The sequence below is a fragment of the Citrobacter sp. Cpo012 genome (assembly GCF_030333015.1).
GTDB classification, from domain to species: domain Bacteria; phylum Pseudomonadota; class Gammaproteobacteria; order Enterobacterales; family Enterobacteriaceae; genus Citrobacter; species Citrobacter portucalensis.
Genome location: NZ_JAOWGR010000043.1, coordinates 761,615 through 776,621 on the forward strand (window position 1 = coordinate 761,615; position 15,007 = coordinate 776,621).

At 47.6% G+C, this 15,007-nt stretch carries 13 protein-coding genes and 1 tRNA gene; 1 reads left to right on the forward strand and 13 read right to left on the reverse strand.

Features of this window, described 5'->3' with window-relative positions; all coding sequences use genetic code 11:
- Positions 1 to 399: 399 nt before the first annotated feature.
- The 5 genes from OGX90_RS23365 to OGX90_RS23385 are packed head-to-tail and all read right to left on the reverse strand — an operon-like array spanning position 400 to position 4,293.
- Complete coding sequence (locus tag OGX90_RS23365) at positions 400 to 3,072, reverse strand: TOPRIM and DUF927 domain-containing protein (RefSeq protein WP_286624806.1); 2,673 nt, start codon at positions 3,070 to 3,072, stop codon at positions 400 to 402.
- Positions 3,069 to 3,452 (reverse strand): DUF5375 family protein, encoded by a 384-nt coding sequence (locus OGX90_RS23370; protein ID WP_001075582.1) that lies wholly within the window; start codon positions 3,450 to 3,452, stop codon positions 3,069 to 3,071. Before OGX90_RS23370 ends, OGX90_RS23365 begins: the two co-directional genes overlap by 4 nt.
- Positions 3,449 to 3,733 (reverse strand): hypothetical protein, encoded by a 285-nt coding sequence (locus tag OGX90_RS23375; RefSeq protein WP_286624808.1) that lies wholly within the window; start codon positions 3,731 to 3,733, stop codon positions 3,449 to 3,451. Before OGX90_RS23375 ends, OGX90_RS23370 begins: the two co-directional genes overlap by 4 nt.
- 31 nt (positions 3,734 to 3,764) lie before the next feature.
- Complete coding sequence (locus OGX90_RS23380; RefSeq protein WP_286624810.1) at positions 3,765 to 4,124, reverse strand: hypothetical protein; 360 nt, start codon at positions 4,122 to 4,124, stop codon at positions 3,765 to 3,767.
- On the reverse strand, positions 4,117 to 4,293 hold the full coding sequence (locus OGX90_RS23385) for a host cell division inhibitor Icd-like protein (RefSeq protein WP_286624812.1): 177 nt from the start codon (positions 4,291 to 4,293) through the stop codon (positions 4,117 to 4,119). Before OGX90_RS23385 ends, OGX90_RS23380 begins: the two co-directional genes overlap by 8 nt.
- A 130-nt stretch (positions 4,294 to 4,423) precedes the next feature.
- Between OGX90_RS23385 and OGX90_RS23390 the strand changes: the two genes are divergently transcribed.
- On the forward strand, positions 4,424 to 4,597 hold the full coding sequence (locus OGX90_RS23390; protein ID WP_164519984.1) for a hypothetical protein: 174 nt from the start codon (positions 4,424 to 4,426) through the stop codon (positions 4,595 to 4,597).
- 452 nt (positions 4,598 to 5,049) lie between these two features.
- On the opposite strand, the gene OGX90_RS23395 is transcribed toward OGX90_RS23390, so the two are convergent.
- The 8 genes from OGX90_RS23395 to OGX90_RS23430 all read right to left on the reverse strand — a co-directional run bounded on the left by OGX90_RS23395 (position 5,050) and on the right by OGX90_RS23430 (position 14,964).
- Positions 5,050 to 5,874 carry a hypothetical protein gene (locus OGX90_RS23395; RefSeq protein WP_001101696.1) on the reverse strand — a complete coding sequence of 275 codons (825 nt, stop codon included), beginning with the start codon at positions 5,872 to 5,874 and terminating at the stop codon, positions 5,050 to 5,052.
- Positions 5,871 to 7,061, reverse strand: a complete 1,191-nt coding sequence (locus OGX90_RS23400) for a tyrosine-type recombinase/integrase (protein WP_023225882.1) — start codon at positions 7,059 to 7,061, stop codon at positions 5,871 to 5,873. The genes OGX90_RS23395 and OGX90_RS23400 overlap by 4 nt, the downstream gene beginning before the upstream one ends.
- Before the next feature lie 164 nt (positions 7,062 to 7,225).
- Positions 7,226 to 7,301 (reverse strand) — tRNA-Thr (locus OGX90_RS23405).
- Positions 7,302 to 7,466: 165 nt separating this feature from the next.
- Positions 7,467 to 7,931, reverse strand: coding sequence for a methyltransferase family protein (locus OGX90_RS23410; protein ID WP_103285727.1), 465 nt, complete (start codon positions 7,929 to 7,931; stop codon positions 7,467 to 7,469).
- Between the two features lie 264 nt (positions 7,932 to 8,195).
- Complete coding sequence (locus OGX90_RS23415) at positions 8,196 to 9,644, reverse strand: EAL domain-containing protein (RefSeq protein ID WP_286624818.1); 1,449 nt, start codon at positions 9,642 to 9,644, stop codon at positions 8,196 to 8,198.
- 517 nt (positions 9,645 to 10,161) lie between these two features.
- Complete coding sequence (locus OGX90_RS23420) at positions 10,162 to 10,857, reverse strand: fimbrial biogenesis chaperone (RefSeq protein WP_286607998.1); 696 nt, start codon at positions 10,855 to 10,857, stop codon at positions 10,162 to 10,164.
- Positions 10,854 to 12,461, reverse strand: coding sequence for a fimbrial adhesin EcpD family protein (locus OGX90_RS23425; protein WP_071444634.1), 1,608 nt, complete (start codon positions 12,459 to 12,461; stop codon positions 10,854 to 10,856). The genes OGX90_RS23420 and OGX90_RS23425 overlap by 4 nt, the downstream gene beginning before the upstream one ends.
- Positions 12,462 to 12,471: 10 nt before the next feature.
- Entirely contained in the window at positions 12,472 to 14,964 is a 2,493-nt protein-coding gene (locus OGX90_RS23430) for a CS1-pili formation C-terminal domain-containing protein (protein ID WP_286624820.1), read from the reverse strand.
- Between the last annotated feature and the right edge of the window lie 43 nt (positions 14,965 to 15,007).

Genomic DNA, 15,007 nt, shown 5'->3' on the forward strand with positions numbered 1-15,007 from the left:
ACTTCTCCTGTCGGGTTGCTTCGTTACGTCAATTGTGTCGTGGCTGACACAAGCGCACTATCGGTGCTCAGTGTGTGGTGGCTGGCACAACGGGCGTTTGCGGTTATTCAGGCATGGCTATGAAAGCCAGCCAGATAAAAATGCCTCGGTTTCAGTCTGCGTTATGTCCCTGATGCGGTGGAACAGGTGAAACATGTGTTATAGCATTGTTTTATAAAGTATTTATATGCACAGCACAGGTGGAACATCGCGGGTAACAAGGTGGAACAGCGGATCGGCTGGCGTTCCACCTGTTCCACCTCACTATTTCAAAAGGTGGAACAGGCTCAGCCCTTGTAAAATACGGTTGTTCCACCTGTTTCACCTGTTACCCTAAATAAATAAGGCTCACGCAAAGCCTTAACCCGGCACCTCGCTGTTGAAGACATAGAGTCTGCGGGGATTCATCTCTGGCGGGCGAATGGTTGTCTGTAGCTTGCCATCGGTGGAGGGCAGCAGGTATCCACGATCCGCGCACAAACGCGCCACCTTGCGCGGGTCAAATCCCCGGCAGATTTCTTTCCAGCCGGACGGCATGACGTAGAACGTGGTGACAGCTTCCGTTCCCTGCGCGGTACTGCCTTTCTCCACCCTGCGCCAGCCCACCATATTGCCGGGGCGGTTGCGCTCGTCGTGCCAGTCTGCAAAGCGGCTGTACTGATTCGCGGTAAAGAAACTGCGTACCTGCTCCAGTGCGGCAATATCTTCCTGATTGGCGGTGTGCCCGCGATCTTTCAGCCATGCGTTCAGGCAGACGCGGGTTGCCCGCAGCGCTTCCCCCTCAGGCCAGCCGGTAATCCCCAGACGAGTTGCCAGTTCTCCCGCCATCGCCACCAGTGCAAAGCGGTTCACAGCCCGGCCCACCTGATTGCCCGCATCTTGCGGGGTCAGCGAGGCGGTATATTCCTTCATCAGTGACTTTGCCTGTGCCGTCAGCCCGTTAAGATCAGCGGTCAGGGCTTTCAGCCACTCCCTGAACGGCGAACCGTAGTAGCTGGACGTGGCCCACTCCAGATGTTCCGCCAGCGCCTTGCCGCTGTCGAAGCCGTGCAGCTCCTCAAATACGCCAAACTTCCCGGAATCGCTGGGGATCTGGATCATCCTGACTTCCATCCCGGCAAAGGTACGCTCCCCGGCTTTTGCCGCATGTTCGGTCAGTGACAGTTCGCCGGTTGAAAAGAACAGCAGCCGCCACTGCTTACGGGTGCGCAGCTCACCGTCCGTACCGGCACGGCCCTTGCCCTGACCGTTTGCCAGCATGTAGGCGATATTGCCTGCCTCGCGTCCGTCCACCTCCCGGATCTCATCGAGCATCATGGCGGCATCGTTGCGGCGGCTGGCGCATCCCTCCAGCGCGTTGCCGGTTGCCCGCCACGTCTGCCAGTAGTCAGGCCCGCCGCAAACGGAGGTTGCCGCTTTCATGGTGGTGGTCTTACCGTCCGTCGATTCCCCCTTGAGGTGGTAGCCGCCGCCATCCATACCAACCAACCGTAACAGGGGGGCAGCAAAAGCCAGACTGACGGCAAACGCCACGCGGGAGTTGCCGGTGCAGTAGCGGGAAACGTGCTCCCGCCATTCCTCCGTTGTGCCCGACACGCGGAAATCGCGCCCCTGCACGGAAGTGGTCTGGAGAATGACACCCTCTGCACCTTCACCGCTGACCTCATCCTGCAGGACGTAAACCTGACCATGCCAGCCCGTGCGGCTGACGCAGGTCACGCGGCGTTCCGGTTTACACAACGAGATATATTCCATCAGGCGGGCGCGGGCCTCGCCGGTGGTGCTGATATAAGACAGCCCGTTAACCAGCAGAACCCGTCGCAGCTCCTCACCGCTGCCGCTCAGCATTTCCATCGGCATCGCCCAGCGGCGACGCTCTCCCCACGTATCTTCCCACTCCAGCAGTCGCCCGAAGTTACCGCCATCGGCATCGCAGGTGATTGCCGTCACGCGCAGCGGGTTACATATTTTGACGTTCTGGATCTCCGTCTCACCATTGCGCTGTACCTGTTTTTCATACCAGAGATATTCCTGGGTAAGACGGAACCCGTGCGGCAGCTGCGTGCGGCCCTCCCCGCGCAGCACCAGACCGTTACGGAAGGCTTCACGGGCACGGGTTATACCGTGCTCACGATGGAAGTCATTCCAGTCGGCCTTAATCTCTCCCGGTGGCAGCGTCATCCAGCCGCCGACTGCTTTTGCCGCCCGTTCAGCAAAGGCTCTGCCGGGATTCTCGCCCCCGTCCTGAAAATCGTTATCACCGGCGATGATAATTTTTACCTCAGGCCAGCGTGCCCGCAGCGACTGCGCCACGTTGGGCAGGTTGCCCGCAGATATGGCAGCCACTACGCATCCGGCGGTGAGCTGGCTCACCGTCAGTGCCGTGGCGTAACCTTCGGTAATCACCACCTGTACCGGCGGTTCAGACGGTAACGGGCTGAGCGCCACAAACGCGCCTTTCATCGTACTGCCGGGCAGTATGCTTTTTTCACCCGTCGGGGCGATAAGCTGCGCACCGGTCACGGCTCCGGCGTTGGTGGTGAGCGGTAACAACAGGGAACCGGCAGGAAAATCCTTACCGCTGATATGCTGCACGCTTCCGGTCAGGGAGGCCGGATATCCGGCAAACCCTTTCCCGGCCAGATAGGGGCTTTCTCCCGTGTGGCTCTCTTTCATCAGCGCCGCCACGGTAAGGCTCATATCGCGTTTAGGGGCTTTTTGCCTGGCGGGCTTAACAGGCAGTTCCTGCACATCCGGCACATTAAGCACCTGCGCTACCTCCTGCGCTGCCTTTCTGACGCCGTAACCGGTCATGAGCTTAACCAGATCCAGACCGTCACCATTGCCGCACTGGCTGCAAATCCACGTTCCGCGTCCGTCAAGGTCATCTAGGCGGAAACGATCCTTGCCCCCACATTTAGGACAGGGACCGTGCCTGCCGTTTTCGGGTACATCAATACGCAGCATCTGCAGAATAACGGGCCATTTCCCCCGGGCTGCGGCTGAAATCTGCGTAACCGTCTGTGTTGTCATACTTCCCCCTGATGCAGCGCCACACCCGTGCTGCAGAAATCATCAAAGGCCGCCGGAAGTGTGCGGTACAGCTCCGCCATTACTTCACAGCCGCGCACGGTCAATACCGGCGGCGCAGTCAGCAGTGACGGCTCCAGCATGTCAGTCAGCAGTGCCAGCGCCGCCGCTGCGCCCTGTGCTTCTCCGTACTCGTTAATCAGTGCGCACTCGATATGCAGGGCAATGGCCATTTCAATACGCTCAACCGTCAGGCTGTGCGGACCATACTGATCGCTGCCGGTTTCGTTCAGCGTTTTCTGCCGCCATGCCGATGCAATCGCCCGCCGGTACAGCGCGGTGGTCATTTCTGCCGGGAAAATGGAAACCTGCGGCTGGTTCATCTGGCACCTCCTTCAATCAGTGCGCAGCTGTATGCAATATCCGTCAAATCTGCCCGCAGGTATTCCATCAGCGCGGCGACACCCGGCGCACAACCTGCATCAAGTGCTCCGACCTGAGACGGGTATTCAGAAAAGAGAAGCTGGAGCATGTCGCAGGCATTTCTTGCGCGGGTCAGCTTTCCAAAACCGTCCTCTGACAACCCATAGGCAAAAGCACCGGTATTGTGTTTTTCAGGCAAAGCGCGGCCCTGAGCACTGTTGTGCCCGTTTGAAATATTCATCGTGGATTACTCCGTTTTCAGCGGTGTTTTGTCAGAGAAAATTTGAATAGTGACTGTCGTCAGGTTCAGCAGAACGCCGTATGCTGCGCTCCCGCCAGCGGGTAAATACCACTGACGGGTGCAGCGTCAGCGGGCCGGAGCCACTACCGCCTGCCGGAGCTGGTGAAGGTTTAAAGAGCGGCGCATCAAACAGGCGCGTATACCGCTGTTCAAACCATGCCAGAGGGCAGGAAGAAAGCTGGTTGTCGCTGTCATGACGTATTAGCACTTCACGGCTGAATTCAGGATTAACCAGCGCCACGGAGGGAGACGCTTCAATTAATCGGATGATTGTTACGGTCCAGCCACGTTCATGCTGCCAGCGTTCGCCGGGTTGCGGATAATTAAGCATATTCACCTCCGCAGGGAATGCGACCGGCAAAGCTCAGCACGTAGTCCGGGGCCAGTCTGCGCTGCGCTGGGCGCTCGTTATCTGCGGTGATCCTTAACATCACTGGACGGGCATTGCGTTGACTGCGGTTGATCGCCGCAAATAACCAGGTACACTTCTGTTTAGCCATCTTCGTTACCTCTTTTAACGGTGGTTAAATGCTCGAGCGGTGTTCCAGCACTCTCGGGCATTGCTTTTATAGGCTTTCTAGCTCTACAATGGTAATTACCATGTAGGCATCATATGTTAGGGTAATTACCATGTCAACACCACAAGAAAAACGCTCTCCTCCATTCCAAATGCGTCTTAACGAAGATTTCAGGTTGCAGCTTGAAAATGAAATGCGCAAAGATGGAGATAACGCATTGGCATCTTGGATCAAGAGAATTTTACGTAAAGAGCTTCAATTACGCGGAATTGAGCCTAAAGGCTAAGCCGTTGGCTATTAATAAAATTAAACTCTACTGAATTGTGGGAGTAGACGCTAAGGTATTCCCACTTTTAATGTTTCTTGCCTGTTCCCTCATTCCTTCAAATTTCTGCCCAGAGTTTTCTTCGAACCCATCTCTCCACGTATAATAATCAGCTGCGCGCCAACGCGACATCCGTCCTATTTTTATAGGTTTAGGGAAACGATTTAAAGAAATCAACCGATAAATCCATTTATCACTTAGTAAGCAATCTGATGTAATAAACTTCATATCGATCAGAGAATCCATTGAAGGTCGTTGCAAAGTAGTATTGTCATGCTTGGATAACATTCATCATTCTCCGTTTATCTAAGTCTATTGGCTTCAACACGGAAAATTAAAACACAGGTTATACATGAGAAAAATGTGACTAATGAGAAAAACCCAAAATCATTAGCCACAACAATTGTTAACTTTCAGTTAAATTTTATATTTTTCATGCAGCTACGTAGCAAACTTACAACAGTATCATAGCTCAAAGGCGGCTCTCCGGTCTTAGGCCAGAACTCACTGGCGTGTTGAAAAAGATAATCAGCTATCGCTGCTGGACTCTCTCTTCTTAACCTCATATCACGATGATAGAGCGCAATAATAGCCATGAGTATTTCAGCTCGAGGAACTGCATGCTTTTGTTTTTGCGCTTCAGATTGTGATTTATATTTGTTGGTGTTTTTTATCCTCTTTTGCTCACATGATACTAAATCAATGAATTTTTGAATCTGTACTTTTGTAATCCACAAAACCTCAAAAAGATAATAATTTTCTTTTTCATCATAATTAACATAAAGCATTGCCTTACAATTTACATTAGGTGTGCCTGCTACTAGAAAATGCAAAGGCCAGGAATCCGGTTGCCCTTCATGCTTAACTAACAAATCTTTATATTCATAATCAACAGCCCACAAACCGGATATGAAGCATCGAATAAAGCCATTTTTATCAATCAAATTATTTTCATCAGGAATTCTTATAGAACTTAAATCTGACAACATAATATTGCCATTTCTGTCTCGTGGTAAAACTTTCAGATTAGATAAGAACTCATCCATTTGGCCATCGATCTTCAAACCACATGAAACATCATACTCATCATCATGAAATTCCATGCATAACTCTACATCTCGTTCTCTAGCAAACCAGAGTATATCCTTTTCATTACAACCAATTTTTTCTGAAGCTTCATCTAATTGGTAGTAATCTCTAAGCAGAGAATCAGTATTATTAATTTTTAAAACATTCATTTATGAGTACCAACTAGCTCAGATAAATAATTAGCATACCATTGCATCATTTCTCTTCGCCCTTCGAGATATTGGGCATGGTTATAAATTCCACGAATAGAATTTTTGTCCAAATGAGCAAGCTGGGTTTCAATCCAAGCGCTGTTAAATCCTTTCTCATGTAGAATCGTACTCATCGTATGCCTGAAACCATGCCCCGTAACACGTCCTGCATATCCAATACGTTTAAACACCTGATTAATACTTGCTTCACTCATAAATTTGCTAGGATCGTTACGCCCAGGAAACATCAAAGGATAGTTTCCAGTCAGTTCCTTTAAGGTTTCAAGAAGGGCTAATGCTTGTTTTGAAAGCGGCACAAGATGCGCACGACGCATTTTCATGCGTTCTTTTGGTATTTCCCAAAGAGCGTTATCAAAATCAATTTCACACCATTCAGCGGCGCGTAGCTCACCCGTTCTCAGTCCAGTCAGGATAAGTAAATGTGCTCCTAGCACAACAATCGGGCTTCCTGTATAGGCATTCAGGGCGGTAAAGAACTCGGGTAACTCGGTGGCTTTAAGGAAAGGATAATGGGCGGCTTCGTGGCCCTGCATTGCGCTGGCGAGATCCGGTGCAGGATTGTAAATTGCTCGCCCTGTTACGATGGCATAACGGAAAACTTCTCCACATCGCTGGCGGACTTTCTTCGCTTTTTCCATCGCACCTCTGGCTTCTATCAGTCTCAGCACCTCCAGTAGTTCGAGGGGTTTAATATCCGCAATAGGTCGTTGCCCGATATGGGGAAAGATATCCTTCTCGAAGGCCTCAAGAATATCGGAAGCGTAGCCCTCTGACCATTTTGGCGACTTCATCTTGTGCCACTCTAACGCTACCTCTTTGAACGGGTTGACTATCTCAGTGGCAGAGGTCAAAGCCAGCTTCTTCGCTTTCTTTACTTCGCCTGGATCGTTACCTGCTGCGAGTAATTTCTTTGCGTCTTCGCGCTTTTGCCTAGCATCGGCAAGGCTGACAGCTGGATAGACGCCAAAAGATAAGCGTTTTTCTTTACCCGCGAAGCGATACTTCATTCGCCAATATCGTGAACCATTGGGTTCTACTTGAAGATACAGGCCGCCGCCATCAGCAAGCTTATAGCTCTTCTCTTTTCCTTTGGCGGCTTCAACCTTACGGGCATTCAGCATCATTGGGGGCACATTTCCTAGACCGAACAGAACATGCCCCTGATTGTGCCCCCAATTGCATGTTGATTTCAAGAGACAAGGGTTGACCTCAGATGACTTAAAACAACGTAATATATATGTTTTTAAAGGATTTTATTGATGTTGGTTGACTTGAGAAAACTAGGGGATGGTGCCGATAATAGGAGTCGAACCTACGACCTTCGCATTACGAATGCGCTGCTCTACCAACTGAGCTATATCGGCCCTGATAAGGACATGCCCACGAATGTGAACACGGGGTAGAAGGTTAAAACTAACCGGGCGATGCGTCAATGGCCTTGCGAATCAAACGCCTAATTTTGCATCATCCGGTTTCAATAACGCACGAATCGTGTCGTCACAGGTGTCCTGGTACGCGGCAAGGGAATTCTATAACCAGCGGCGAACACGCTGCTCATAGCGTATCCATTCCGGCCCGAAATGTTTTCGCAGTTGTTCCTCTTCAAAATCAATATGTAATCTGGCAACCACCAGTATAAACAGCGGTGCAGCCAATATTCCAATCAGGCTACCAACGTAGAGAGAAAAAGCTAACTGGAGTCCACTCATTCCAAGATAGATTGGATTGCGGCTCCAGGCATAACATCCGCCAGTAACAAGCGTGGTCGATTTCTCTGCATGCAGTGGGTTTAGCGTCGTACGTTTCTTCCGCATCTGCCACGCGGTATGCAGTATCATCGCCAGACTGACGCTAGCCAACAATGCACTTATTACGATAGTCACCGCGCCAAATGTGAAACGCGGGCTCGCCGTAAACGCATCCGCGATGAGGAATAATAATAGGATGAGTGGTGGTGGAAGCCAGACTCTTAATTTTTGCAGGAAATGACGCATGGCTATGGACTAACCTCGGAAGCGGTTTGATTAACGCTGATACCGCTATAAATACCCCGTTTAAGATACATAAACAAACGGTGCACACCTCACTATAGGACTTTTTACTTAACCAGGCAGACAGGCAGCGATGCAAAGACGCCCATACCAGAGGCGTCTGCCCCTGGTGTTCAGGAAAAAATCATGCTGCAGGCCATGTCAGCTCAGAGCACATACTCGTTTAAAGGTTTACCCTTCAAATGTAAAAACCGTGTCAAAAATGAATTACGTAGATAAAGGTGAATCCGACGCTGATTCAAACAAATCTACAGACTGCTGGTAATACCGGATAAAATCATTAAATGTCACTGGCGGTAGAAACTGATACCCCTGCAGATAGTCAACATTATTTTTTCCCAGCCATTGTTGCTGATAGTCATTTTCAACGCCCTCGGCCACCGTACGTAACCCCAGAAGTCCTGAAAGGTGAGTAATTGACTCGAGCATAGGGATATATTGATCAACCTCTTTAATTTCCTTAATGAAGCTTTTATCAATTTTGATTACATCCAGGTCTAACTCATTGAGATAGCAGAGATTAGCGTATCCAGTACCAAAATCATCCAAAGCAAACAACACACCTTTATTTCGTAACGAACGAATAAGTTCTTTGATTGCAGGAGTGATCGTGAACGTCTGGTTCTCTGTTATCTCTATCATCAATTTTATCGGCAGACCTTGCGTTATCTCCATAAAATTAAGGCATTCCCAATAGAATACGGGATTATTTAAACCTGACGGACTGACATTAAAAGAAACGAACAGAGTTTTATTAATGCTTGCGCCTCCAGAGACCAGATTGCGCGCAACAGCGGTCATTAAATAGCTAGTTAACTCATTGATTAAGCCACTTTTTTCAGCCAATGAAATAAACTCTCGCTGAGAAATAGCATAGTTATGTCCCTGTGGCCAACGAGCCAATACCTCAACACCACAAACGTCGCCCCTGATATTCACGATGGGCTGAAAATAAGGAATGATCTCCTCATTCCTTATTGCCATACTCAGTCTACTAGTATCCGAAACATCATATGCGTCAGTGTAAACTGCATCCCCATTCACATTATTATTGATTATAGAGCTTTCATTTAATAAATTATTTCGGGTTAAAAAGATAACAGTTTCATTAAAATTGGAAAAGCCGAGGCGAGCAGTAATTTTATCCCGATATCGATACACTGACTTAATTGTTAGCGAATTAGCAATACAGAAATCATGCAGTTTTTCTTTTGTGAATGATGAATACAGCATTTCTTCTTCAAATTCAGTCAAGTTAAAAGTAAACATCGGTGAATCTTTATTGACTTCCACAACTTTGTTAGGTGCCAATAGACTCTCTTTTAATTGAGCGATCAACTGCTCCGACAATTCCCCCCCATTGATAAAGGAATATTCTTCATATCCCCGATTAACAGGCAGGGTTTCGCACATCCGCAGAACAATACAGTGTATGTTGATGAACTGTGTACTGTTTCTCTGAAGCCATTTTTTGACCAATAATAATGGCAACCGGTTATCGATCACCAGCAAGCAGGACGGATATTGCGACATAACTGACTGCGTGCCAGAAATAAATGTCCGTGCATCGATCAATACCAGATTTGGTAACCATGCTTTTATTCCTGAAAAAAGGAAAGTATCATAACTGAGCAGAAAAATTTTTTTCGTATTCATAGTTATCACCAACTTAAATTTATGGCATAGCAGGTCCCTCGCTCTATTCACGAGAGAATATACAACACCTTCGACCTCCAATAATCATAAGGCGATTCGTGATATAACTTTATCCATAAGCCATATCACGTAAATTCAGAATTTATAATCACAGTTATCCATATGAGTATTCTCATCACACCGTAAGTTCCATTTAAAAATTGAAAAAGAAAAAACTCCATTTCTTAATCAGTACAAATCCCTTTACTCACTTTCACTTCATTACAAAACAAAAAGCTATAAATACAAAATTTACAAAACATATAACTACAATGACCAACAGAATAACATATTACCGTAGTTTATGCTGACCGACAAACTAAGAGAGGATGTCGTAGATCTTGTATTCATAAACATTTCCGGCAATATGCACGACATATTGTTTCATCGACTCTAAATTTATTGCTACATTTTCTATAGCGAGTGACAGTATAGGTTCAATATATAATCAGGGCATATTGGTTCAGACCCAACACCTCTAATGATTAATTTTTGAGCAACCCTGACCCACGGGTAAGTATTTCTGCAACGCTACGATAAATTTCCGGTTTTTTGTTTTCAACTCACTACTATGCCAGGTTTCCCCCGGTAACACATAACGCATGGTGGCTTCATCATCAGTTGAGTGACACCCCTGGTGTACGATAATTTTGAAAAAAGTATTCCCTGTGTTTTTCAACGTCCCGTTTATCTCATCAATGGTGTAGGCCAGGTTCATTTTCCTCGGACGAACGACCAATATGGTATCCATAGCGATCACCGGGAGAGCCTGTCCGCCTTTCCCTTGATTACGCTCGGTAAACAGCGTTATCGGCATTTCACGAAACAGTATTCGGTAATAGCGTTCTTTATCATCCTGCGGGCCACGATAGAAAATCTTAAAAAACTCACTTGCCTGCGGTGCCAGTGAAAAACGGAGCGGAGTAAACAAAAGTTCGCCTTCGGCAATAGCACTTCTGTTTTCACCTCCCGGTCCCGGTTTATCTATTTTAACTGCACTAATACTGTACACGTTCTGTTTCTGGCTATCGTTATAGATTCGTTTACTGATAAATGATTTATCCGATGGCATCTCATAAATAGTCGACTCCAGGTAGACGGCCTGTGCGGAGAACACCGTCAGCCCGGAAAGCAAGGCCAATATCCATCTTAGCGCCAAACGACAGTGGCTCATGGCGTCACTCCCACCCAGTTCGCCGTCACTTTTATCTCTCCGCTGGCACTGACAACACCTTCCCAATCCGCACCGGAAACGGTCAACATCGAACGCGAATCATTCATTGGGAAAAGCAATTTTAAATCAGTCGCAAAGTAGCTTCCATCATCTGTATTATTTGCGTCCCAGGGCGTCTGTTGCCATTGCGCATCTCTCATGCTGATTGCCGCTTCACTACAACTATTTCGTTTCTGTACCACGCCACCCGACTGACTGTTGTACTGAAGGAAGGCGGGAATGGGGACAGATAACCCACCTTGCGTAGAGGTGAACAGGCAATAAGGCACATTGTTTATCGTCGTACTTTCCCCAATAACCTGTGCGGTAATGCTATCAGCCTGACGAGGCCCCGAGACCGTCACGGTGTAATCCATCTCAATCGGAGCGGTCTCGCCAATTGTGCCGCTGCCGCTTGCCGAGGTGCTGTTATCCGATGAGATAATACTGATCCCATATTCCTTTGGAACAATATTGAGCTGTAGCGAAGGAGTAAACTGGTAATACCCCGACTCTGGCGTCACGCTATTTGTAAAAGCAAATGTAAATGGTTGGCTGTTGGTGATACTGACGCCACGATCCACCATATTTTTCAGGAATGTTTTCGACAGAAAAACATAGACATACTCACCACTATTACTAAAAATATTATAATAAACCGACGTCGAGCTAAAGTTAGTCCAGGTTTGACCATCACCAGAATATTTTATTGTGGCAGCTGCCGGTGTAAAACCAAGCAAACCGCTATCCGCATACATACGAATACGTAGTGAAGCCGTCAGGTTGCTGGTTTGATTTAAATTATATGAAATCATCTTACAGATAACGCCATCTTCACGACTGACCACACCCAGCTCACAATAACCACTGTCTTTAGTGATGCTCGGCGTACCATCACTGGCAACCCATAACTCCTGAAATGCATTGGTAGAAACCAAAGACAAATGACCTATTTTATTTAATGTATAAGGTCTGATGTACCAATTACCGCTGCTCTGGTCTTTACAACGCTGTCCAGCCGCATAATCATAGTCAATCGTGGTTCGACAAAAATTAAGGTTATATGTCTCTGCGCTTCCGACCGACATATTGCGGAAGTATTCATACGCCGAGTCTGTCAGCGATGCAAAACCATAGTACCCACCGGCGATCCCGGATCCGGTTGCTTTGGTGTGATAAAAACCAAATTGATCGGTTAGCTCGGCAGCAATATAGCCAGATGCAGGGCAATTAGCACCAGTGGTGCAACGAATACCCCGGAATGGTTCACTGATTGGTGAATTATCAATCCACATATCTTTATAATATGAGGTATTGGCTACCCAACCAACGATACCCATATATCCCAGGCTATCCTGGTCGTTTCCATATTTTACCCAGGTGTTCGACCCACTAATGCGAGGATCGAGAGAGGACGGGGTAATAAAGTATTCGTTATCAACATTGTTTTCTATAAACAAATAGTTGTTGTTGACCGCCGCCTGAGTGGAAGCCGAGAGCGCCCAGGCGGATGGAGATAACGCGGCAAAGACACAGCCGAGAATAAGGGAAAGAGATTTATTCATTATTAATACCTTATCGTTGTGCCATCGTGGTTTGCGTTGCACATTTCACATCGCCAACCCACGCCGCGCCGCGTGCTTTTTCCAGATCCAGATCGGCTTCACATATCCTGCCATTGGCAGAAATTAACGTAATAACCGGATACTTTTTATCAATATCGATAGCAAACTCACCTTTTGCATCCGTACGTGTTTTACCGATGTGGTTATGAATATCGGTATTTGCAGCCAACTGTCCATCGGGATAACGAATGCGACCGAATACGGTGACCATGCTTTTCACTTCAGGGTTGATAACTCCCACGTTACCCGGATATAGCGTCAGCTCCTGTTTGCGTCCTGAAACAATATCGAAGCTGTCCTCAGAGTTTTTATCATTGAGGATTTCCAGCTTGTACTGAGCATAGGGCGGCAGTGCAATGAAGTTTGATTTACCGCTGAGACGATAATTGCGGTTATTAATCTTCGCAGCCAGTTTCCCCTCGCCGGTCAAATCTGTTTTTACGATAACGCCAGAACGCTGCCTCTCTTTACTCAGACCGAAGTCTTTACCTGCCCATGCCAGAGAACCTTGGGAAGAGAAGTTCATATTGGTGGAGTTGTCAGCAGAACGTGTTACCGATACGGTGCCAGCGTTATATTTCGTGTCATAACTTAGATTGCCGTTTACCGAATAATTATTGTCGTAATACTGTTCACCACTCAGACGCGTTGATGCCGATAATCCGACCGATTTAATCGGCCCTTCAGCATACTGTTTTCGTGCACTGAGATTACCCTGGGTGCTGCCATAGCGATCTCGGGAGACGCCCATGCTCAACCAGGTCGCCAACGGCAACGATAAGTCCAGGCTGACATAACGTTCCTGTCGCCCATCGTCATTTCGGTTGTTGTAGTAATAACGCTGAATTCCTGCACGTAACCCAATCGTGGCATACCTTCCAGAATAAAGAGTCGTGTTGTAATCCAGATTACGGTATTTATTGCCTGAGTAACGATTCTCCGTCTGACTAACAGTGAGTGAACCACCATGAGGAATAAACTTTCCGAGGTTAAGAGTTCCGCCAATGGAATAGTTATCACGCTCCTGCATAGGCAAGCGATCGCCAATTTTACTGTCTTCACGAGATGCCCAAAGGGAACCATATCCCTCAGGGACATTGAGATTAATGTTACTGATGTTTCGCCATGATGAATCGTTCGCTACCAACATCTGATTGCCAATACTGACGTATTCATTCACATTCAGCGTGACATCCGTTTCATTAACCGCATTGTTGTCAAAACCGTAGATCGTTGATTTCAGGCCCAGCCCCGACAATATCGCCAGCGTCACCGATGCGGCCCCCCCGGCAATCCAGGTCTGCTCACTACCCAAATCCTGATAGTGGTTACGCTTATAGCTCACCCGATCATAATCCAGCGAACCACCAAAAAACTGCCATGAGAGCTGATGAACTCCGGCAGCTTGTTGGCGAGCAAAGATCTTATTAACCCGGCTGACACGACTATTAATTGTCCGCCCATTGACCACGATATCTACCGTGACGTCGTAAACACCATACGGAAAGCGACTGGTATCAATTTCATAGCTGCCCATATTAAAGTTCTGCACGCTGAGCAAACGTCCATCGCGGAAGACATGAACCTCACCAGCGGCTGGCAAAAATACGGTAATCGGCGTGAGTGAAAGCGCGGTATTCTCAACAACCGTACTTCCTTTGTTCCCGTAGCTCACACCGTAAATTTTCCCACCATTCAGCGCATTCAGGCTGGCAATAGACTGGACATTCCATGTATCAAGCATCCCCAGCGCCAGTCGATACCCTTCATAATCGCGCTCATACATCGCACGATAAAGTTTACTGGTACCATTGCTGTCACCGATACCGTAAAACGAACCGTTAACATTAATGTGGTGCTCCCGCAGCGATGTTGTATTGTCCATCGTCAGATAGCTGCGGGTACTGCTGCCATTTCGGTAATCGTTGTAGTAGGTACCAAAGTTGTAGTTCAGGACGTTAGACAGAGTTTCAACGCTGGAAGGCCCAAGCAAGCTACTGCGCGCGACAATCGCTTCAGTTAACGCATCTTTGCTGACAATCATCTCCAGGTGAAATGATGAGACATTAAGTTGCAGTCGAGCATCATCTGACAGTTCAATATTCGTATTATCGTAAAACTTTACATCACGGATTTTTTCCACTAACGCGCGGGTTTCCTCGGATAACACAGCATTATTGGGCAATTCAGCAAGAGTCAGTGCTTTAACTGTAATATTGCCATCAACAAGCGAAATCACCGCATCGGCAATTTTTTGCTGACTTTTCTCATCAGTCTCGTTGTAACGGATATAAACCGGCACCGTCATTCCCTGCTCCAGTGAACGGGCGAAAGCGCTGGGAATAACGTAATTACCCACTTTTACTGGGACTGCATGTGAAGTTCCTGGTGTCAGCGCAAGAAAAAGACAAATGCTACCGCCAACAATATATGTTGTTGTCATATGCATCCTTACAATCCGGTATTTTTATTTTTCCCGTACAGAT